We start from the raw sequence: 21,095 nt of genomic DNA on the forward strand, positions 1-21,095 counted from the left end.
GCGCAGATCAAGCGCGGATCAGACTCGAATCAGGCTCGGATCAACTGCACGCCAGGAACCGCATGGCTGCCGGGCTCGCTCACGGCCTCGCGCAGGTTGCGGCGCGCGATGCGCGAGTGCTCTTTCATCAGCGCCTCGGCCCGGGCGCCCTCGCGCGCGGCAATGGCGTCCAGCACCTGGCGGTGCTGGTCCTGGGCCACCATCAGGCTGTGGCGCGCACGCGGCGATTCGGCCCGCGCCAGCACAAAGCCCGAGGGCGAGGCGAAGGGCATGCGCACCACGCGCTCCAGCTCGCGCTGCATGACGCTGCTGCCGGCCATGGAGTGCAGCAGGTCGTGGAATTCGGAGTTCAGCGCCACATAGCGCGAGAAGGCCTCATCGCCCCAGTCAGGCGTCTCCAGCACACGGTCGATGGCATCCAGGCAGCGGCCGGCCTGGGCCAGCAGCGGCTCGGCCACGCCGCGCTCGGCCGCCCAGCGCGCGGCCAGGCCTTCCAGCGTGCCGCGCAGCTCGATGGCATCGGCCACATCGGCCTCGGAGAACAGCCGCACGCGGTAGCCGCGCCCGCCGGCCATGGCTTCGAGCAGGCCTTCCTGCTCCAGCCGCATCAGCGCGGCGCGCACCGGCGTGCGGGAGATGCCCAGGCGCTGCACCACGGTGAGCTCGGCGATGCGCTCGCCTGCGGGCAGTTCGCCCGCAAGAATCATCTCGCGCAGTTGCAGCTGGGCCTTGATGACCTGGGAGTGGCTTTCTGCTTCGGAGGCGGCGGGGGCAAGCTGGGGGCTCATGGGGCTTTGTCTGGATGGAATGGCGTGAATGTATACATCCAAGGCGATTCATGGTGTATTTTTCCGCAAAAACACGGGAAAACACCAATCAAATGTATACAACCAATCCCAGCAAAGACAGTGACCCGCCTGTTTGTATACAGCGCCATGGCATCATGGCCGGCTCCCTTTTTCCCCTGCCGCTGCAACCCAGGAGGTCACCCTTGCCGACGTTTTCCCGACACCCCGCCATGGCCGCCCACATCCTCAACCTGGCACGGGATGCCAGCGCCGATGCGCAGGCCCCGCAGGCCTATCCCATCAAGGACTTCTTCCGCAATCCGGAGCGCGGCTTCTTCCGCCTGGCTGATGACGGAAGCATGCTGGGCTTCATGCAGCCCGTCAGCGTGGACGGCCATCCGGCGCGCATGAACATCCATGTGCAGGCGCTGGCGGGCAGCACCCCTGTGGGCGAGCCGCGCCGCATCACGGCCGAGACCGAGCGCGACATCAGCAACTTCTTCTGGAAGGGCTCGGATGTGGTGCTCTACCAGAAGGACTTCGGCGGCGACGAGAACTTCCACGTGCTGGCGGTCAACGCGCGCAGCGGCGAAGCCACCGACCTGACGCCCTGGGACGGCGTGCGCGCCAGCATCGAGGACGACCTGGAAGACGACCCCGACCATGTGCTGATCAGCCACAACCAGCGCGATGCCGAGGTCTTCGACGTGTACCGCGTGAACGTGCACACGGGCGCGGCGCAACTGGTGGCGCAGAACCCCGGCAACATCGTCGGCTGGCAGACCGACCATGCGGGCCGCGTGCGGGCCGCCGTGGCCAGCGACGGCCTGAACAGCGCCCTGCTCTACCGCGACGACGAGGCCGGCGAGTTCCAGCCCCTGATCACCACCGACTACCGCACCAGCGTCAGCCCGGCCTTCTTCACCTTCGATGACCGCAGGCTCTACGCCCTGTCCAACCGGGGCCGCGACAAGCTGGCCCTGGTGGTCATCGACCCGGCCCGGCCCGACGAGGAAGAGGAAATCTTCGTGCCCGAAGAAGTCGATCTGGGCGCGGCGGCCTATTCGCGCAAGCGCCGCGTGCTGACCCTGGCCGCCTACCAGACCGACAAGCCGCAGTACCGCTTCTTCGATGCCGAGACCGAAGCCCTGTACGGCCGGCTGGCCGCGCAGCTGCCGGGCTACGACTTCGCCATCCAGGGCGCCAACCGCGCCGAGGACAAGTTCATCGTTGCCGCCTTCAACGACCGCACGCCGGGCGCGCGCTACATCTACGACGCGGCCGCCGATGCGCTGACCAAGCTGGCCGACATCAACCCGGCCATTCCCGAGTCCGCCATGTCGCGCGTGCAGCCCGTCAGCTACACCAGCCGCGACGGCCTGACCATCCACGGCTACCTGACCCTGCCGGCCGGCCGCGAGCCCAGGAACCTGGCCTGCATCATCAACCCGCACGGCGGCCCCTGGGCCCGCGACGGCTGGGGCTACAACCCCGAGGTGCAGTTCCTCGCCAACCGGGGGTTCTGCGTGCTGCAGGTGAACTTCCGGGGCTCCACGGGCTATGGCCGCGCGTTCTGGGAAGCGGGATTCGGCCAATGGGGCCTGAAGATGCAGGACGACATCACCGATGGCGTGCACTGGCTGATCGACCAGGGCATTGCCGACCCTGCGCGCATCGGCATCTACGGCGGCAGCTATGGCGGCTATGCCACGCTGGCCGGCGTGGCCTTCACGCCCGACCTGTATGCGGCGGCCGTGGACTATGTGGGCGTGTCCAACCTGTTCACCTTCATGAAGACCATTCCGCCCTACTGGAAGCCGCTGCTGGACCAGATGCACGCCATGGTGGGCGATCCCGAGCGCGACAGGGAGCGCCTGGCCTCCACCTCGCCAGCCCTGCATGTGGACCGCATCAAGGCCCCGCTGTTCATCGCCCAGGGCGCGCGCGATCCGCGCGTGAACAAGGACGAGAGCGACCAGGTGGTGAAGGCGCTGCGCGAGCGCGGCGTCGAGGTGCAGTACATGGTCAAGGACAACGAGGGCCACGGCTTTCACAACGACGAGAACAAGTTCGAGTTCTACGAGGCCATGGAGCAGTTCCTGGTCACACACCTCAAGCCCTGAAGCCACCCGGGCGCCGAGCCACCCGGTCGCCCTGCCGCCCCGCGCTACAGCACGGCGGGCTCCCCGCTTTGCTGCAGCGCCCACATGTCCGCATAGCGCCCGCCCGCCGCGACCAGCTGGGCGTGGGTGCCGCGCTCGACGATGCGGCCCGCATCCATGACCAGGATCTCGTGCGCATCGACCACGGTGGACAGGCGGTGGGCAATCACCAGCGCCGTCTTGTTGCGCGCGGCGCTTTGCAGCTCGGCCTGGATGGCGCGCTCGTTGGCCGAGTCCAGCGCCGAAGTCGCCTCGTCAAAGATCAGGATGGGCGGGTCCTTGAGCAGGGTGCGCGCAATCGCCACCCGCTGCTTTTCGCCGCCCGACAGCTTGAGGCCGCGCTCGCCCACGCGCGTGGCATAGCCCTGGGGCGTGGCCTTGATGAAGTCGTGGATGCGCGCGGCGCGTGCGGCCGCCACCACCTGGTCGCGGCTGGCGCCGGGGCGGCCGTAGGCGATGTTGTATTCCACCGTGTCGTTGAAGAGCACCGTGTCCTGCGGCACGATGCCCACGGCGCCGCGCACGCTGTCCTGGGTCAGCTCGCGCAGGTCGCGCCCGGCAATGCGCACATGGCCGGACTGCACGTCGTAGAAGCGGAAGATCAGCCGCGCCAGCGTGCTCTTGCCCGAGCCCGAAGGGCCGACTACGGCCACGGTCTTGCCGGCCGGAATGGTGAAGCTCACGTCCTTGAGGATGGGCCGCTCGGGGTCATAGGCAAAGTCCACATGCTCGAAGCGCAGCTCGGGCGGTGCGCCGTCGGCCGGCAGGGGCCGGGCGCCGGGCGCGTCGGCCACCTCGCGCTCCTTGTCCATGAGGGTGAACATGCGCTCCAGGTCGGTCAGGCTCTGCTTGATCTCGCGGTAGATCACGCCCAGAAAGCCCAGCGGGATGTAGAGCTGGATCATGAAGGCATTGACCATGACCAGGTCGCCCAGCGACAGCCGCCCGTCCACCACGCCCTGCGTGGCGCGCCAGAGGATGGCGACCAGGGCCGTGGCGATGATCAGCTGCTGCCCGCAGTTGAGCATGCTCAGCGTGGTCTGGCTCTTGAGACGCACGCGGCGCAGCGCCTCCAGGTTCTCGTCATAGCGCCGCGCCTCGAAGCCCTCGTTGCCGAAGTACTTGACGGTCTCGTAGTTCAGCAGCGAGTCGATGGCCTTGGTGTGCGCCGCCGACTCCTGGGCATTGGCCTCGCGCCGAAAGCGCGTGCGCCACTCGGTCACCGTGACCGTGAACGTGATGTAGAACACCAGCGCCGCCAGCGTGATGACCGCGAACCAGATGTCGAAGCGCAGCGCCAGGATGCCCAGCACCAGCGCCATTTCGATGAAGGTGGGCAGGATGCTGTAGAGCGAATACGAGATCAGCGACTCGGTGCTGCGCACGCCGCGCTCGATGTCGCGCGTCATGCCGCCGGTCTGGCGCTCCAGGTGAAAGCGCAGGCTCAGCGCATGCAGGTGCTCGAAGGTGGACAGCGCAATCGCCCGCGAGGCGCCCTGCGTGGCCTTGGCAAAGACCAGGTCGCGCAGCTCGGTGAACAGCGAACTGGAAAAGCGCAGCAGCCCGTAGGCCAGCAACAGGGCCACGGGCACGACGAGCACCGCGCGGGCATCGCCGGCCTTCAGATCCAGCGCATCGACCAGGTGCTTGAGCAGCACCGGCACGCCCACGTTGGCGAGCTTGGCCCCGATCATGAAGCCCAGCGCCGCCAGCACGCGCCACTTGTATTGCCACAGGTAGGGCAGCAGGCGCCGCAGCGCGTTCCAGTCCCGCGACGGTGCCGGGGTTGGGACTAAGGGTAAATCCGTAGGGGAAGCGCTCTCGCGTCGCATGAAAGACAATTCTCGGTTGTTATATTGACCCGATTGTGCCCATGCCACCCCGCCCCGACCTCCCGCCCCATCCCTTGCCCGCAGACAAGGAGCTGGTTCTCAAGGTCATTCCCATGCCCGCCGATGTCAACGCCAATGGCGACATCTTCGGCGGCTGGGTCATGGCGCAGGTTGACCTGGCAGGTTCCGTGCTGCCCTCGCGCCTGGGCCAGAGCCGCATGGTCACCGTGGCCGTGAACGAGTTCATCTTCAAGCAGCCCGTGCGCGTGGGCGACATCCTGTCGTTCTACTCCAGCGTGCAGCGCGTGGGCCGCACCTCGGTCACGGTTGATGTCGAGGTCTATGCCGAGCGCTTTGCCGACCAGGGCCGCTTCGTCAAGGTGACCGAAGCCCTGCTGACCTACGTGGCCATCGACGGCCAGGGCAAGCCCCAGTCGCTGCCGGACAACGACCAGGTGCGCTCCTGGCGCGCAGCGGCCGAGCGCAATGCAGAACGCAAGCAGCAGCAGGCCGGCTGAACCCGCCCCGCCTCTGCAGCCATGAAAAAAGCGACCTTCGCAGGTCGCTTTTTCATTTCCGGCAGCAGAGATGGCTCATGCCAGCGACGGCGTGACGCGCGGCTGCAGCGAGGCCGCTGCGGTGGCCGCAGCCAGGGCGGCGGAACTGCTGGCGGCGCTGTCGCTGGAGACGGCCGACGAGGAAGAGGACAGGCTGGAGGCGCTGGACGCCACGGCCGAACCCGAAGATGAACGCGGCGAGGAGCCGGCCTCGATCTGGCCCGTGAGCTCGCCGCCCTCTTCGATCACCACCTTGCCGTAGCGGATCTTGCCGCTGACCTTGCCCGTGCCGTAGATGACCAGCTTCTCGCGCACGGTCAGCGTGCCGTCGAACACGCCATGGATCTCGGCGATATCGATCTCGGCCGTGCCATGGAAGGCACCCTGCTCGGCGATCTGGATCACGCGCGAGTCCATGGTGGCCTCCACCGTGCCTTCGACCACCAGCGTGTCGCAATCGGTAATCTCCACGCCCTTGAGCTTGATGTTGGGGCCCACGGTGAGCTTGCTGCCCGGAGAGTCCTGCGACACAGGCGAGGCCTGGCGCTGGGTGGATGCCGGGCTGGTCACGCTGGAGCTGGGCATGACGGCTCCCGAAGGGCTGCCGCCCGTGCTGGCGGCGCCTGTGCCGCTGCCCAGGGTGTTGCGGGAGGTGAAAGCATCGTTGTCGCGCTTGCCAAAGAACGGGTTCTGAACAGCCATGGGTGGGTCTCCTTCGGAAAAATCCGATGCTACGCACACGAACTGGCAACAAATGCCGGCATCTCGCAAGAACGGTAACGAGATGGTTCTCCCGTTTCATGTGCTTGCAAGCCTTTCTCGATCACACACCGCGCATGCGCAGGTCGCGCAGCGGACATGCGCAAATCAATAGGTGCATCTACACTCATTTCCATTCCAGCCCACCTGCCCCACGCCCCATGACCTCCTCCACCTCAAGCGCCGCCAGTCCGGTCTGCACCTGCTTCATGGTGCGCAGCCTGTCGCGCAAGATCTCGCAGCTCTATGACGACACGCTGGCGCCCAGCGGCCTGCGCGGCACGCAGTTCAGCCTGCTGGTGCAGGCACGCAATGCGCCCGACGGCCCGCCCACGGTCTCGGCCCTGGCCGAGCAGTTGCACACCGACCGCACGACGATGACGCGCAACCTGCGCACGCTGCAGCAGGCCGGCTTCATCGACCTGGTTCCCGGCGCGGATGCGCGCAGCCGCTGCGTGGTGGTCACGCCCGAAGGCCGCGCCCGCATCCGCGAGGCTGCCGCCCTGTGGCGCCAGGCCCAGCAGCGCGTGCGCGAGCTGTGCGGCAGCGAGCAGATCGGCGCGCTGGAAAGCCTGGTGCTGGGCATGCTGCCCGTGCTGGAAACGGCCACGCAGGAGAGCGCGGAATGAGCGCCGCCCTGCCCTCCGCAGCCCCTGGCGCTGCGGCCAGCGGGTCAGCGCATCCGTTGGTCAGCGGCCCCATCGCTTCCACCCTGATGCGCCTGGCCGTGCCCAACATGGTGGCGCTGAGCATGTCGGTGCTGGTCGCCGTGGCCGAGACCTACTACGTGGGGCAGCTGGGAACCGTATCGCTGGCGGCCATGGCCCTGGTGTTTCCGCTGGCCATGCTCACGCAGATGATGAGCAACGGCGCCATGGGCAGCGGCGTGTCCTCGGCCATCAGCCGCGCGCTGGGCGCGGGCGACGGCGCGCGTGCCTCGGCACTGGCCCTGCACGCCATCGTGATCGGCGCCATCGCAGGCCTGCTGTACTCGCTCATCTTCGTGCTCTGCGGCGCCACCTTCTACGGCTGGCTGGGCGGGCGCGGCGAGGTGCTGGCAGCGGCCACGGGCTTTGGCGCCGTGCTGTTCAGCGGCGCCATCCTGGTGTGGCTGTGCAATACGCTGGCCTCGGTGGTGCGGGGCACGGGCAATATGCGCATGCCGTCGGCCGTGATCTTTGCGGCCTCGCTGGTGCAGATCGTGGTGGGCGGCACGCTGGGGCTGGGCCTGGGACCCATGCCGCGCTGGGGCATGCCGGGCGTGGCCGTGGGCAACATCGTGGCCATGGTGCTGGCCGTGGCGGCCTTTCTGGCCTACCTGCAGTGGGGCCAGCAGCGCCTGCAGCTGGACTGGCGCACGCCGCGCCTGGCCTGGCCCATGTTCCGCGACATCCTGCGCGTGGGCGCCCTGGCCTGCCTGTCCCCCGTGCAAACGGCGCTGGCCGCGCTGCTGCTGACAGGCATGGTCGCCCGCCTGGGCCCGCTGGCCCTGGCCGGCTACGGCATAGGCCAGCGGCTGGAGTTCCTGCTGATCCCCATGGCCTTCGGCGTGGGCATGGCCGCCGTGCCCATGGTGGGCATGGCCATGGGCGCCGGCCAGGTCGCCCGCGCGCGCCGCGTGGCCTGGTCGGGCGGCGCCATGGCCGCCGCCCTGCTGGGCGTGCTGGGGCTGGTGGTTATGGTCTGGCCGCAGCTGTGGTCAGGCATCTTCACCGGCGACCCGGCCGTGCGCGCCTACGCCGACCTCTACCTGCGCACCGTGGGCCCGGCCTTCGGGCTGTTCGGCCTGGGACTGGTGCTGTACTTCGCCTCCCTGGGCGCAGGCCGCGTCTGGGCTCCCGTGCTGGCCGGCACGGTGCGCCTGCTGATCGTGGTGGTAGGCGGTGGCTGGCTCATGTCCAGCGGCCTGGGCAGCGCTCAGTCGCTGTTCATCCTGGTCGCCGTGGCCATGGCCGCCTATGGCGCCGGCACGGCCTGGGCCGTGTGGCGCGCGCGCTGGGGGTGAAGAGACGCAAAAAGAAGGCCCGCAGTCAGCGGGCCATGCTTCAAGAAACGATGTACGCTGCCGTCCCCGTGGACAGCAAGCTGCCATCGGCCCCCAGGAATTCCATGCGCGTATTGGCCACGCGCGAACCCAGCCGCAGCACCTCGGCGCGCAGGATGAATTCGCTGCCTATGCCGGGGCGCAGGTAGTCCACGCGCAGGTCGATGGTGCCCAGGCGCGAGAAGCGGTGCAGGCGCTGCAGCGGCGCATCGTCCATGTGCTTGGCGCCGATGGCGGCCATGACGGCCAGGCCGCCCATGGAGTCCAGGCCGGCGCTGATCACGCCGCCGTGGATGCGCTGGTAGGCCGCGTGGCCTATGAGCTCGGGCCGCATGGTGATGCGGCCTTCAACCCGCTCGGGCAGCACTTCGGTGATGCGCAGGCCCAGCACCTGGTTGAAGGCGATCTGGCGCTCGAACACTTCGCGCAGCCCGGCGATGAACTCGGGCTCGAACTGCACGGGAGCCTCAGAGACCTTCGTGGATTTCAGCACTGGCTGAAGTCCGGCTTGCGCTTCTCCATGAACGCGGTGAACGCCTCCTTGGCAGCAGGCCCGCCCATCAGCTTGCCGAAGCTCGCGCCCTCCTCGGCCATGCGCTCGCGCACCAGGCCGGACTGGCCGGCCTTCATGAGGCGCTTGGTCTCGATCAGGGCCGACAGCGGCTTGGCCGCCAGCTTCCTGGCCTGGGCCTGGGCCAGCGCATTGCATTCGCTGGGCGGCACGACGCGGTTGACCAGGCCCACTTCCAGGGCGGCCTCGGCCAGGAAGGGCTCGCCCAGCAGCAGGGCCTCGGCCGCGCGGTGGTAGCCGAGCATCTGGGGCAGCAGCAGGCTGGAGGCCGCTTCGGGGCACAGGCCCAGGTTCACGAAGGGCAGCGAGAAGGCCGCGTTGTCGCCCGCATAGACCAGGTCGCAGTGCAGCAGCAAGGTGGTGCCGATGCCCACGGCCGGGCCGCAGACGGCGGCGATCACGGGCTTGGGAAAGGCGGCGATGTTGTGCAGGAAGCGCCAGACGGGGCGCTGCTCGCCCTCCGGCCTGGCGGCGCCGCCTGCCGACTGCTTGAGGAAGTCGGCAATGTCGTTGCCCGCGCTGAAGATGGCCATGTCGCCCTGGAAGACCACGCAGCGCACGGCGGCGTCTTCTCCGGCCTGGGCCAGCGCATCGGCCATGCTGGCGTACATGGCCTCGGTGATGGAGTTCTTCTTGTCTGCGCGGTTGAAGGTGATGGTGCAGACACCGGCTTCGGTGTGCACGAGGATGTCCTGGGTGGTTTCGCTCATGATGGTCTTGCCTTGCTTATTCCTTGAAATACACGATCTGGTGGCTGCTCGCCAGCATCACGCCGGCCTCGCTCCACAGCTGGGCGCTCTGGTCGAAGAAGCCGTTGCGAAATTCCTGGCCGCGCGCCTGGGCCAGCAAGTGGCCCGTGCCTGCGGCGGCCAGTTCCTCGCGCCCCGCATGGAAGTAGACGGTGATGGACACCGTGCCCGCCGGGGTGCGCTGTGCGCGGCGCAGCCACACGCGCGGGAAGAATACGTCAGCCAGGCCGGCCAGCGCGCAAAAATCCAGTGCGCGCGGCGGCTCGTCGCGCACCCACAGGCGCGTGAGGCTGTCGGTCTCGCGGCCATCCCAGGTCTGGGGAATGATGCCGTCGAGAAAGCGCATGTCGTAGCGATTGAGCCATTCCACGCCGCCCAGAGGCGGCACGCGCGGCACGGTGGCGGGCGACGGCACCTCGGGCATGGCCAGGTCGGTGCCGCCCCAGGTGCTGCGCCGCACGGCCGTGACGGCCGTGGCCGTGGTGACGACCTGGGCATCACCGTCCTGGTCAGGCTGGGTGATGGTCAGCAGCCAGTGCTGGGTGGAGCGGTTGGTGCGAACGGGGCGGGCCTCGATGTCGAAGCGCCCCGCGCCCAGCGCGGCCGCGTAGTTGACGGTGATGGACAGCGGATCGCCCAGGCACAGCGGATGCTGCTGGATGGCCTGCACCAGCGCGGCGGCGGTGATGCCGCCGTACGGGCCCACCATGTTCCAGTAGTCCTGCGTGGTCTGGCCCTGGTAGTGGCCAACGGCGCCGGTGGGCGTGAGCGCCACGGCCTGGTCGAGAGGATGGATGTCTGTGCTCATGGCAAACGAGTGTGATGGCAAGCGTCGCCCGCGTCCGTCAAGCCGGCGACTCTGCGGGTGAGGGAAAGCGCGGGTGGGCCGCGGCGGCCGGCGCCTTGGTCCAGCCCGAGAACACGTCCACGGCCCGGCCCCAGAGCGCGTCGCGCATATCGGCACGGAAGAAGCCGAAATGCCCTATGCGCCGCAACTGCAGCGCCTTGGGCTCGATGCGCTCGATGCGGCTGGGGGCATTGGCGTAGAGCGCGAACAGGTGCTCGGTGCCACGCCAGGTCATGAGTTCGTCGTCGCTCATGGACAGCGCCATCACCGGAAAGCGCACGGCGGCGTAGCTGCGCGCGGCGGCCTCGCCCTCGGCACCCACGCTGTAGCGCGGATTCAGGCACCAGCGGCGCCACTGCAGCATGACGCCGGCCGGCAGGTCGCCCACCTTGCGCAGGCGCCGGCCCGGAAAGTAGCCGCACAGGCGCGTGGCCACGGGCACCAGCACATGCCAGAAATAGGGAACCATGCGCTTGAGGCGGGGCGCATTGTCGCGCCAGTAGCCGCTGCCGGCCGCAATGCTCAAAAGGCCGTCCACCAACTGCGGGGAGCGCAGCAGGCCCGGCAGCTGGGCGCCCAGGCTGTGGCCGATCAGGAACAGCGGCTGGTCCGGCAACTGCGCCTTGGCATGGGCGATGACTGCCTCGTAATCGCGCGCCCAGTCGCACAGGTCGGCACGCACCTGGCGCAAAGAGCCTTGCAGGGAATCGCCATGGCCCCGGTAGTCAAAGCTGGTCACCCGATAGCCCTGGCCCGCAAGCCAGGTGGCAAAGGCCTCGTAGAAGGCCTGGCGTACCCCCATGGCCCCGCCGATGACCACGCTGGCGCGCGGCGGGCCAGCGGGCGTGTAGACGCGCAGCGCCAGCGTGGCGCCATCGCTGCTGAGTTGGTGTTGTTCCATGGCTGTCTCCTGGTCGGTGCCGCAATGTGCTGACACCAAGTCAAAAACCGGCGCGGCCCCACGCCAGAGACACCAAGGAAGGGCCGCCCCGCACCGAGGGTGTCGTCCCCCTCCCTCGCGCAGCGAGTAGAGAGGCGCCGTGCAACGGGGGAAGCGGCAAAGCCGCTCAGGGGGTGCTACATCCTCTCGAAGATGCCGGCGGCGCCCTGGCCCATTCCGACGCACATGGTCACCATGCCGTAGCGCAATTGCTTGCGGCGCAGCGCATGCACCACGGTGGCCGAGCGGATGGCGCCCGTGGCGCCCAGCGGGTGGCCCAGGGCAATCGCGCCGCCCATGGGGTTGACCTTGGCGGGGTCCAGGCCCAGCGTGTTGACCACGGCCAGCGACTGGGCGGCAAAGGCTTCGTTGAGTTCGAACCAGTCGATGTCGTCCTGCTTGAGGCCCGCATAGCGCAGCGCTGCCGGGATGGCCTCGATGGGGCCGATGCCCATGATGGCCGGCGGCACGCCCTTGCTGGCATAGCTCACGAAGCGCGCCAGCGGCGTGAGGCCGAAGCGCTGCACGGCAGCGCCGCTGGCCAGGATCAGCGCGCCTGCGCCATCGCTGGTCTGCGAGCTGTTGCCGGCCGTCACCGAGCCGCGCGCCGCGAACACGGTGCGCAGCTTGCCCAGGCCTTCCAGGCTGGTGTCGGGGCGTGCTCCCTCGTCCAGCTCCACGGTGCGCGTGCGCACCACGGGCTCGCCCTTGGCCAGGTCCAGGCCCCGGTCGGTGACCTCGATGGGCGTGATCTCGTCCTTGAACTCGCCGGCCTGCTGCGCGGCCAGGGCACGGCGGTGCGACTCCAGCGCAAAGGCGTCCTGCGCATCGCGCGAGACCTTCCACTGCTGGGCCACCTTCTCGGCCGTCAGGCCCATGCCATAGGCAATGCCCACGTCGCCATCGCGCTCGAAGATGGACGGCGACAGCGAGGGCGCGTTGCCCATCATGGGCACCATGCTCATGCTCTCGACGCCGGCCGCGATCATCACGTCGGCCTCGCCCACGCGGATGCGGTCCGCCGCCATGGCCACGGCCGACAGGCCCGAGGCGCAGAAGCGGTTCACGGTGATGCCGCCCACGCTGGTGGGCAGGCCCGCCAGCACGGCGCTGATGCGCGCCACGTTCAGGCCCTGCTGGGCCTCGGGGATGGCGCAGCCGCAGATGATGTCCTCGATGGCAGCCGGGTCCAGCCCCGGCACCTGGGCCAGCGCGGCCTTCAGCGTGGTCGCCAGCAGGTCGTCGGGACGGTAGTTGCGGAAAAAGCCCTTGTGCGACTTGCCGATGGGCGTGCGCGTGGCGGCGACGATGTAGGCGTCTTGGATTTGTTTCATGTCTTGTCTCTCCTCGGTCGGCCTCAGTTGCGGACGGGCTTGCCCGTATTGAGCATTCCGAGAATGCGTTCATGGGTCTTCGGATGGCCGATCAGGTGGCAGAACGCCTTGCGTTCGAGCTTCATCAGATAGGCCTCGTCCACCAGGGTGCCCGCATCCACGTCGCCGCCGCAGACCACGTTGGCGATCAGGCTGGCCACATGCTGGTCGAACTCGCTGATGAAGCCGCCGTCACGCATGTTGACCAGCGAGCCCTTGATGGTGGCCACGCCGCTGCGTCCCGCCACAGGGAAGCTGCGCGGCAGCGGCGCGCGCCAGCCGCCTGCGGCCATGGACTTGGCCTCGTTGATGGCGACGAAGAGCAGCTCGTCCTTGTGCGGCACGATGAGGTCGCTGTCCAGCAGGTAGCCCAGCTTGCGCGACTCGATGGCACTGGTGCCCACCTTGGCCATGGCCGCGGCCGTGAAGCCTTCGGTCAGGAAGGGCAGCAGGTCCTTGCCCGTGCTGGCGGCGGCGTTCTCTGCCGCGCGGCGCGCGATGTAGGTCAGGCCGCCCGCGCCGGGCACCAGGCCCACGCCGACTTCCACCAGGCCGATGTAGCTTTCCATGTGCGCCACGCGGCGCGCGCTGTAGACGGCCAGCTCGCAGCCACCGCCCAGCGCCATGCCATGGATGGCCGCAACCACAGGCACCTGGGCGTAGCGGATGCGCAGCATCAGGTTTTGCAGCTCCTGCTCCACGCTTTCGATGGCGTCTGCGCCACCGATCACGAAGGCCGGCATGGTGGCTTCCAGGTCGGCGCCCACGCTGAACGGCGCATCGCCCGACCAGATGACCATGCCCTGGAAGTCGGTCTCGGCCACGTCCACGGCTTCCATCAGCGCTTCCATGACTTCGGGGCTGATGGCGTGCATCTTGTTCTTGATGCTGGCGATCAGGATCTGGCCGTCCAGCGTCCAGGTGCGCAGCGCCTTGGATTCGGCGATCGTGGTGCCGGCCGTCTTCCAGTCGGGCAGGCTGTCTTCGCCCAGCAGCTTCTCGGGGAAGATCTGGCGTTCGTAGACGGGCAGCACGCGGCGGGGCACGAATTGGCCCTTGGCAGGGCTCCACGAGCCCTGCGCCGTGTGCACGCCGCCGGCCTCGGCCACGGGGCCTTCGAAGACCCACTTGGGCAGGGGCGCCTTGCTCAATGCCTTGCCGGCATCGATGTCCTCCTGGACCATCTTCGCCACTTCCAGCCAGCCGGCTTCCTGCCACAGCTCGAACGGGCCCTGCTTCATGCCGAAGCCCCAGCGCATGGCCTGGTCCACGTCGCGTGCGGACTCGGCAATGCTCTCCAGGTGGATGGCCGCGTAGTGGAAGCTGTTGCGCAGGATGGCCCACAGGAAGCGGCCCTGCGCGCCCTCGGCATTGCGCAGCAGCTTCAGGCGCTCGGCAGCGGGCTTCTTGAGCATGCGGCCATAGACCTCGTCGGCCTTGCCGCCGGCGGGCACGTAGTCCTCGCTGTCCAGCTCGAACTGCAGGATGTCGCGGCCGACCTTCTTGTAGAAGCCCTTCTTCGCCTTCTGGCCCAGATTGCCCAGCTCGATCAGCTTGGCCAGCACGCGCGGCGTGCCGAAGCTGGCGTAGAAGGGATCGGTCTCGGCGCTGAGGTTGTCCTGCAGCGTCTTGATCACATGGGCCATGGTGTCCAGGCCCACCACGTCGGCCGTGCGGAAGGTGCCGCTGGATGCGCGGCCCAGCTTCTTGCCGGTGAGGTCATCGACCACGTCGAAGGTCAGGCCGAAGTTCTCGACCTCCTTCATCGTGGCCAGCATGCCGGCGATGCCGATGCGGTTGGCGATGAAGTTGGGCGTGTCCTTGGCGCGCACCACACCCTTGCCCAGGCCGCTGGTGACAAAGGCTTCGAGCTGGTCCAGCACCACGGGCTGCGTGGTCGGCGTGGCGATCAGCTCCACCAGCGGCATGTAGCGCGGCGGGTTGAAGAAGTGGATGCCGCAAAAGCGCGGCTTGATCGCGTCGGGCAGCGCCTCGGACAGCTTGGTGATGGACAGGCCCGAGGTGTTGGACGCCACGATGGCGTGCTTGGCCACATGGGGCGCGATCTTGGTGTACAGATCGAGCTTCCAGTCCATGCGCTCGGCAATGGCCTCGATGATCAGGTCGCAGCCCTTGAGCAGCTTGAGGTGCTCCTCGTAGTTGGCGGGCTGGATCAGGTCCGCGTCCTCGGCCACGCCGATGGGCGAAGGCTTGAGCTTCTTGAGGTTGGCGATGGCGCGCTCGGCAATGCCGCTTTTCGGGCCTTCCTTGGCAGGCAGGTCGAACAGCACCACGGGCACCTTGACATTGACCAGATGGGCGGCGATCTGCGCACCCATCACGCCAGCGCCGAGCACGGCGACTTTCTTCACATTGAATCGGGACATGGAAGTTCCACAAGTGGGAGGAAGGAGGCCGCTGCGGCCGCCCTCCGGAATGGTTACTGCACGCGCACCCAGGTCTGGGTGCGGCCGAAGGGGCCGATTGAGCCACGCACCTCGAGCTTGGCGCCGCCTTCGATGGGCGTCAGGCGCAGCGTGTAGGTCTTGCCGTTTTCAGGGTCGAGGATCTTGCCGCCTTCCCAGACGTCCTTGCCCTCGGCCTTCTTGGCGCCGCGGATGATCTCCAGCCCCTTGAGCGGCTGGCCCTTGCGGTCGTCCGAGCATTCGGTGCAGGTGGCGGCCGGATCGGCGCCCTTGCGCAGGATCTGCTCGATGCGGCCCGTGACCACGCCGTCGTTCTCGGCCACACGGATCTCGGACTTGGCCTCGCCGCTCTTGTCGTCCACGCTCTTCCACAGGCCCACGGGCGTCATCTGCGCCTGCGCTGCGGCAGCCGTGAGGCCCAGGACCATTGCTGCCAGTGCTTGATATGCCTTCATTTCAAACCCCCTTCGCCTAGAAAGGTGCGCAGGCCACGCTGATGCGCACAGCCCGCGCTCCCATGTTGGAGTGAAGCCGTTCAGGCCAGCGCTGCGTCCGTGTCCATCAGGGACTTGCTGCCCGCGCGGGCCGTGCGCATCAGCGTGGCGGTCTCGGGCAGCAGCTTGGCGAAGTAGAAACGCGCGGTCTGCAGCTTGCCCTGGTAGAACGGGTCGGTGTTGCCCTTGGCTATTTCGCGCAGCGCCACCTGGGCCATGCGGGCGAAGAAGTAGCCGAACACCAGGTGGCCCGCCACACGCAGGTAGTCCACGGACGCGGCACCCACCTCGTCGGGGTTTTGCATGCCCTTGAAGCCGATCTCGGTGGTGAACTTGGTCATCTGGTCGCCCAGGTAGGCGATGGGGTTGATGAACTCGGCCATCTTCTCGTTGACGCCCTCTTCCTCCACCAGCTGCGCCACCAGCTTGCCGAACTTCTTGAGCGATGCGCCCTGGTTGCCCAGCACCTTGCGGCCCAGCAGGTCCAGCGCCTGGATGCCGTTCGTGCCTTCATAGATCATGTTGATGCGCGCATCGCGCACGAACTGCTCCATGCCCCATTCGGTGATGAAGCCATGGCCGCCATAAACCTGCTGACTCATGGTGGTGGCCGTCCAGCCGTTGTCGGTGATGAAGGCCTTGACGATGGGCGTCAGCAGCGCCACCAGCTCGGCACTGTCCTTGCGCACCTTCTCGTCGGGGTGGTTGAACTCCTTGTCGATCAGGAAGGCGCAATAGGTCACCAGCGCGCGGCCGCCTTCGGCATAGGCCTTGGCCGTCAGCAGCATGCGGCGCACATCGGGGTGGACGATGATGGGGTCGGCCGGCTTGTCCTTGGCCTTGGTGCCCGACAGGCTGCGCATCTGCAGGCGGTCCTTGGCATAGGCCAGGGCGTTCTGGTAGGCCACCTCGGTCAGGCCCAGCGACTGGTTGCCCACGCCCAGGCGGGCGGCATTCATCATCACAAACATGGCCTGCAGGCCCTTGTTCGGCTGGCCCACCAGGGTGCCGATGGCGCCGTCGATATTGATCTGTGCTGTGGCATTGCCGTGGATGCCCATCTTGTGCTCCAGCGCGCCGCAGAAGATGGGGTTGCGCTCGCCCAGCGAACCATCGGCCTTGACCACGAACTTGGGCACCACGAACAGGCTGATGCCCTTGGAGCCGACCGGCGCATCGGGCAGGCGGGCCAGCACCAGGTGGACGATGTTGTCGGTGAAATCGTGCTCGCCCGCGCTGATGAAGATCTTGTTGCCCGTGATCTTGTAGGTGCCCTCGGGCGCGCCGGCCACGGGCTCGGCCTTGGTGCGCAGCAGGCCCAGGTCGGTGCCGCAATGGGGCTCGGTCAGGCACATGGTGCCGGTCCACTCGCCGCTGGTCAGCTTGGGCAGGTACAGCTTCTTTTGCTCTTCCGTGCCGTGCACATGCAGGGCTTCATAGGCGCCGTGCGACAGGCCCGGGTACATGGTCCAGGCCTGGTTGGCGCTGTTGAGCATCTCGTACACCGCCGAGTTCACCGCAAAGGGCAGGCCCTGGCCGCCGTAGGCCGTATCGCAGGACAGCGAAGGCCAGCCGCCTTCCACATACTTCTGGTAGGCCTCCTTGAAGCCCTTGGGCGTGGTGACCTCGTGGGTTTCCTTGTTCAGCACGCAGCCTTCGGCATCGCCGCTGATGTTCAGCGGAAACGTCACGTTGGCCGCGAACTTGCCCGCCTCTTCGAGCACGGCATTGATGGTGTCGGCATCGACCTCGGCATGCGCCGTCATCTGCTGGTAGTCGTCCGTGACCTTGAACACCTCGTGCATGAGGAATTGCATGTCGCGCAGGGGCGGGTTGTAGCTGGGCATTTGTCTTCTCCTGTGATGGCGGGGTTTGCGGTGGATGCGGTGAAAACGGTGGAAGCGAAAAAATCAGGCCGGGCTGGCGTAGCGCGCCAGAATGCTCTCGAAGCCGTCGATGGCGCGCTGCATGGAGCCTTCGTTGCGCAAAAAGCGCGCCTCGTAATGCAGGGCCAGGATCAGGCCGTGGATCTCGAACAGCAGCTGGTTCTCGTCAAGGTCGGCACGCAGGTCGCCGCTTTCGCGGCACTGCACGATGGTGCGGCGCATGGCTGCATGCCAGGTCTGGACCGAGGCCGTCAGCGCATCGCGCACCGGCCCCGTGCGGTCGTCAAACTCCACGGCGCCGCTGATATAGATGCAGCCCGAGTCCAGCTCGATCGAAGTGCGCTTCATCCAGTTGTCGAACAGCGCCCGCAGACGCGCCACGCCGCGCGGCGCCTCCAGCGCGGGAAAGAACACTTCCTGCTCGAAACGGTCGTGGTACTCATGCACCACGGAAATCTGCAGCTCCTCACGCGAGCCAAAATGCGCGAACACGCCCGACTTGCTCATGCCCGTCAGCTCGGCCAGAGCGCCGATGGACAGACCCTCAAGCCCGATGTGCGTGGCCAGGTTGAGGGCAGCCTCCACAATGGTGGCCTTGGTCTGCTGCCCCTTGTGCAGCGCGCGGCGCGGCGCGGGCGCAGCGGCTTCGTGCACGGAAGAGCCCGCCTTGGGATCGGCCGTGGCGTCAGCGGTCAAACGGGTGGTGCGGCGTGGGGCGGAAACGCTGGACATGCGAAATTCTTGTTAAAACGAACGTTCGTGCTATTTTGCATGGAAAGCTTGTCGCGGCGAAGACATGCGGGGGAAAACACCTAGTCCCAGAGGCAGCAATAATGCGGTGGCGTCGTGCGAGTTTTGGCACAAATTCGCGCGGAATTGGCGTAGTACGCACGGGGCTTAGAGCCTAGGACAGCCCGGCTGTTTAGTCAGCCGACCCTCAGCCACAGATCACAAGCGCCCCACGCTCGGCGCGGTTGGCGTCACAACGGGGCACTTGATAGCGAGGCGGGAGAAACTCCTTCGCCCAACTTGCAGAGGCAGAAGCAGTAGCCCTTATGTCTTCCGTTGCAAGCCTTTTCTACCGTATCTGCGGCCGCACCCTGTGCAGGGTGTCGAGCTGCGCCGGCCTGCAGGCACATTCTGCAGGTTGGGGCTCGGCCAAGTGTTCGTGGCACTTGGCCGGGTCGCCCGTCTTTTTGCTATTGTTTCGCTGCGTAGTCGAACAACTCTCCCAGCCGCTGCGTGATGTTCAGCGCTTGAGCGAGCAGCAACATTGTCGGGCTGTCGTGCTCGACATACACAGCCCCCTGCCAGTCAATCTGCATCCTGTAGCGCACGCTTTCGTCGTCCTCCAAATTGATGACGGCAAGGATGTCGGCCTCCCTGATTTCGCACAGATCCCACAGGGCAAGCAGTGCTTGGCGTTTCGTGACGCGGCGCGCCAAGCGTGTGGCCTCAAGCTGGGCCAGCCTGCGGGCTTGCTCTTGGGCCTGCACCTCGACCAGTTCCCGGGCGTCCAACGGCACAGCCTCCCAATCCCAGACATACGCTCCGTCGATCACATCCAGTTCTGTTTTACGGACTAGCTTTTGTGTAAGGCGATCATGGTCAGGGGATTCCACCTCTGTGATGGCCGCGTAGCGCGGCAGGAGCCATGGGTTGGCCCAGCCTGGTTGGGCTTGTGCGATTGCATCTGCTGTCAGCGGCCATCCGCTCGTTTCTTTGTCGATGTAGTTCATAGATAAATGCTTCCTTAAATCCGGGGACCGGTGATCGTTCCCAGGGCGATCCATGTAATCAGTGCGTTGCCCTCAACTGCATACCCCGCACGGCCGCCCTCCCATCCGTTGTCTGCTGCAGGATTCCAGATGGAGCCACCATAGCTGCCAGGGCCACCATAGTTGCCGGGCTGTCCCAGCGCTCCACCGCTGCCGCCTCCCCCGCCCGACACCCAAGGCATGGTGTCCCCGCCGAACAAAGCCCCGCTGTATGGGTCATACCCTCCCCAGCCGCCGCTTTGCGCACTACCCATCACAAAAGAGTTGCCAGAGGTCTGGTAAAAGCCGGCCCCATCGCCTTGGGCTCCCCCATAACCGTGAAGAGATTTATTGCTGTAGCTGCCCGATGCCCCGCCACCGCTACCTCCGACCCCGCCTCCACCAAAGATGCGATTGAGGTTGTTCACTCGGATGCGTACATCCGTCTTGAGACCAGTGCCGCTGTTGCGCTCGCCGCCAACATCACCCCGATTTGTGAGCGTGACGATGTCATGCGGAAAGCCGGTGAAGACTAGACTACAGACGTTGACCCCCGCCGCTACATTCACCTGCAGCATCATCCCAACGCGCCAGCCAGCACCTTGCGCAAGGGCTAGAACATTTGGCTTCCAGCTATGGGAATTGATGTTCACGACGGCCGCTTTTGTCGTCGCAGCCAGCAGATACAGATGCATCATGGTGCGTTCACCCCGCAGTAATAGAGGTCGAACCGGCTTGTGCCCACTCGGTGCATCAGCAGCATGGTCAGCACTTCATTGGCAGCGTATGTGGGAATAGGATTTTTTGGCGGGATGATGTGGTCATCGAAAGCAATGGCATGGGCACCTCCCAGAAACTGCACTTTCAAAACCACAGTTTCGGAAGGTCGTCGATGGGGAGCTATCCAAAATTTGGTCGGTCCAGATATGTAGATCTGCTGGATTGCCCCTGCGCCCGCATTTATTTCCCAGTCTGTCACGCTAGCAGCGATTGCTTCGGCTTTGGCATCGGGTGTGCAATCCATAGCGTCCAGCACGCGCCGCCAACCACCGGGGGTGCTCCAGCTTCCATTGACCTGACGCCTAAAAAATAGAGGTGTGTTCGCTGTAAGTCCCGCAGATATCTGCAGCTTGTAGCCCAATGAAGAGTGCGGAATCTGAAAGAAGTAATGCCATGCATCGCCGGATGCCGGCCCGTTCACCACATCTGCACCATCCGCGAACATCACTTCATGCGGCAACAAATTCACGTCGGTAGTGGCCGTAGCAAGGTTTACGACCTTTCGCGGCAGCACCTCCTGGACCTGTGGCGCTTCCTCGCCAGCTGCTCCAGGCCGGACCTTGAGGGAGCCGAGCATCTTGCCGCCGGCCAGCGGCAAGAACGCCCCCGTGTAGTCGCCAGGCCCCAACTTCCACTCCGTCCCGCTCCAGATGTACCAACGATCCTTGAGCGCGGGGTCGACACCGATGTTGTAGTACATCGCCCCCACCGCAATCGTCCCTCCCTGGTTGTTTGTCGTGGGAGGCAAGGCCCGCCCACCCAGAAGGCGTGAATCCACAGTTGCCAGACTTGAACTCACGGATGCGGCATGGCCCTGGGCAGCATCTCGCGCAGCCAGCGCCGTCGATGCATACCCCCCCGCATCGTTGCGATACCCCATGGCCTGGCTGGCCTGGACGCTGGCGGTGCTGGCGCTTTGCGCAGCGCTATCGGCCTTGCCGAAGATCACCTGCGTGTTGACATAAGCGTTTTCGCCCAGGGCGTTCATCCCCTGCTGGAAAGCAGGCAACGCGAGCACGAAGGCATCGCCCCGCTCGTCGAAATTGCCGGGGTCACTGAGGGTGGGCGGCACGGGCAGCGCCACCGAGGGGATCGGCGGGACTGGGTTCGTCGGAATAGTGGCCATGGTT

At 66.6% G+C, this 21,095-nt stretch carries 19 protein-coding genes; 4 read left to right on the top strand and 15 right to left on the bottom strand.

Going from position 1 to position 21,095, the window contains the following annotated elements; translation table 11 throughout:
• Nucleotides 1-29 precede the first annotated feature (29 nt).
• Nucleotides 30-788, bottom strand: coding sequence for a GntR family transcriptional regulator (locus AC57B5_RS15235; RefSeq protein ID WP_016451803.1), 759 nt, complete (start codon nucleotides 786-788; stop codon nucleotides 30-32).
• A 230-nt stretch (nucleotides 789-1,018) separates the two neighbouring features.
• Between AC57B5_RS15235 and AC57B5_RS15240 the strand changes: the two genes are divergently transcribed.
• A complete protein-coding gene (locus AC57B5_RS15240; protein WP_496399845.1) occupies nucleotides 1,019-2,911 on the top strand; it encodes a S9 family peptidase in 1,893 nt (630 codons plus the stop codon).
• A gap of 44 nt (nucleotides 2,912-2,955) precedes the next feature.
• Here AC57B5_RS15240 and AC57B5_RS15245 read toward each other — a convergent pair whose 3' ends face one another.
• A complete protein-coding gene (locus tag AC57B5_RS15245; RefSeq protein WP_496399846.1) occupies nucleotides 2,956-4,782 on the bottom strand; it encodes an ABCB family ABC transporter ATP-binding protein/permease in 1,827 nt (608 codons plus the stop codon).
• 41 nt (nucleotides 4,783-4,823) lie between these two features.
• Between AC57B5_RS15245 and AC57B5_RS15250 the strand changes: the two genes are divergently transcribed.
• Complete coding sequence (locus AC57B5_RS15250) at nucleotides 4,824-5,300, top strand: acyl-CoA thioesterase (protein ID WP_012203278.1); 477 nt, start codon at nucleotides 4,824-4,826, stop codon at nucleotides 5,298-5,300.
• Between the two features lie 75 nt (nucleotides 5,301-5,375).
• Here AC57B5_RS15250 and AC57B5_RS15255 read toward each other — a convergent pair whose 3' ends face one another.
• A complete protein-coding gene (locus AC57B5_RS15255; RefSeq protein ID WP_065345393.1) occupies nucleotides 5,376-6,041 on the bottom strand; it encodes a bactofilin family protein in 666 nt (221 codons plus the stop codon).
• A gap of 218 nt (nucleotides 6,042-6,259) precedes the next feature.
• On the opposite strand from AC57B5_RS15255, the gene AC57B5_RS15260 reads away from it, so the two are divergent.
• Together AC57B5_RS15260 and AC57B5_RS15265 are read left to right on the top strand one after the other, a co-directional pair.
• A complete protein-coding gene (locus AC57B5_RS15260; RefSeq protein ID WP_013804191.1) occupies nucleotides 6,260-6,727 on the top strand; it encodes a MarR family winged helix-turn-helix transcriptional regulator in 468 nt (155 codons plus the stop codon).
• Nucleotides 6,724-8,103: an MATE family efflux transporter gene (locus AC57B5_RS15265; protein WP_071954360.1), complete on the top strand. Its 1,380-nt coding sequence runs from the start codon at nucleotides 6,724-6,726 to the stop codon at nucleotides 8,101-8,103. Before AC57B5_RS15260 ends, AC57B5_RS15265 begins: the two co-directional genes overlap by 4 nt.
• A 40-nt stretch (nucleotides 8,104-8,143) precedes the next feature.
• Here AC57B5_RS15265 and AC57B5_RS15270 read toward each other — a convergent pair whose 3' ends face one another.
• The 12 genes from AC57B5_RS15270 to AC57B5_RS15325 all read right to left on the bottom strand — a co-directional run bounded on the left by AC57B5_RS15270 (nucleotide 8,144) and on the right by AC57B5_RS15325 (nucleotide 21,091).
• Nucleotides 8,144-8,635, bottom strand: a complete 492-nt coding sequence (locus tag AC57B5_RS15270; protein WP_088166039.1) for a thioesterase family protein — start codon at nucleotides 8,633-8,635, stop codon at nucleotides 8,144-8,146.
• Complete coding sequence (locus tag AC57B5_RS15275; protein ID WP_013804194.1) at nucleotides 8,629-9,423, bottom strand: enoyl-CoA hydratase; 795 nt, start codon at nucleotides 9,421-9,423, stop codon at nucleotides 8,629-8,631. Before AC57B5_RS15275 ends, AC57B5_RS15270 begins: the two co-directional genes overlap by 7 nt.
• Nucleotides 9,424-9,439: 16 nt before the next feature.
• The gene (locus tag AC57B5_RS15280; RefSeq protein ID WP_198820467.1) at nucleotides 9,440-10,270 is read right to left on the bottom strand and encodes an acyl-CoA thioesterase; all 831 of its coding nucleotides are present in this window, start codon (nucleotides 10,268-10,270) and stop codon (nucleotides 9,440-9,442) included.
• A gap of 37 nt (nucleotides 10,271-10,307) precedes the next feature.
• Nucleotides 10,308-11,210, bottom strand: a complete 903-nt coding sequence (locus AC57B5_RS15285) for an alpha/beta hydrolase family protein (RefSeq protein WP_016451807.1) — start codon at nucleotides 11,208-11,210, stop codon at nucleotides 10,308-10,310.
• 176 nt (nucleotides 11,211-11,386) lie between these two features.
• The gene (locus tag AC57B5_RS15290) at nucleotides 11,387-12,583 is read right to left on the bottom strand and encodes an acetyl-CoA C-acyltransferase (protein ID WP_043789926.1); all 1,197 of its coding nucleotides are present in this window, start codon (nucleotides 12,581-12,583) and stop codon (nucleotides 11,387-11,389) included.
• A gap of 23 nt (nucleotides 12,584-12,606) precedes the next feature.
• Complete coding sequence (locus AC57B5_RS15295; protein WP_496399847.1) at nucleotides 12,607-15,009, bottom strand: 3-hydroxyacyl-CoA dehydrogenase/enoyl-CoA hydratase family protein; 2,403 nt, start codon at nucleotides 15,007-15,009, stop codon at nucleotides 12,607-12,609.
• Between the two features lie 53 nt (nucleotides 15,010-15,062).
• The gene (locus AC57B5_RS15300; protein WP_012203268.1) at nucleotides 15,063-15,503 is read right to left on the bottom strand and encodes a DUF2147 domain-containing protein; all 441 of its coding nucleotides are present in this window, start codon (nucleotides 15,501-15,503) and stop codon (nucleotides 15,063-15,065) included.
• Between the two features lie 80 nt (nucleotides 15,504-15,583).
• Nucleotides 15,584-17,389, bottom strand: a complete 1,806-nt coding sequence (locus AC57B5_RS15305; protein ID WP_099734680.1) for an acyl-CoA dehydrogenase C-terminal domain-containing protein — start codon at nucleotides 17,387-17,389, stop codon at nucleotides 15,584-15,586.
• 63 nt (nucleotides 17,390-17,452) lie between these two features.
• On the bottom strand, nucleotides 17,453-18,160 hold the full coding sequence (locus tag AC57B5_RS15310; RefSeq protein ID WP_013804200.1) for a TetR/AcrR family transcriptional regulator: 708 nt from the start codon (nucleotides 18,158-18,160) through the stop codon (nucleotides 17,453-17,455).
• A 467-nt stretch (nucleotides 18,161-18,627) separates the two neighbouring features.
• Nucleotides 18,628-19,167: a hypothetical protein gene (locus tag AC57B5_RS15315; protein ID WP_496399848.1), complete on the bottom strand. Its 540-nt coding sequence runs from the start codon at nucleotides 19,165-19,167 to the stop codon at nucleotides 18,628-18,630.
• A 14-nt stretch (nucleotides 19,168-19,181) separates the two neighbouring features.
• A complete protein-coding gene (locus AC57B5_RS15320) occupies nucleotides 19,182-19,883 on the bottom strand; it encodes a hypothetical protein (protein WP_496399849.1) in 702 nt (233 codons plus the stop codon).
• On the bottom strand, nucleotides 19,880-21,091 hold the full coding sequence (locus tag AC57B5_RS15325) for a hypothetical protein (RefSeq protein WP_496399850.1): 1,212 nt from the start codon (nucleotides 21,089-21,091) through the stop codon (nucleotides 19,880-19,882). The genes AC57B5_RS15320 and AC57B5_RS15325 overlap by 4 nt, the downstream gene beginning before the upstream one ends.
• Between the last annotated feature and the right edge of the window lie 4 nt (nucleotides 21,092-21,095).

This window comes from Delftia sp. BGA-UO-ETr-SB1, from assembly GCF_059567865.1.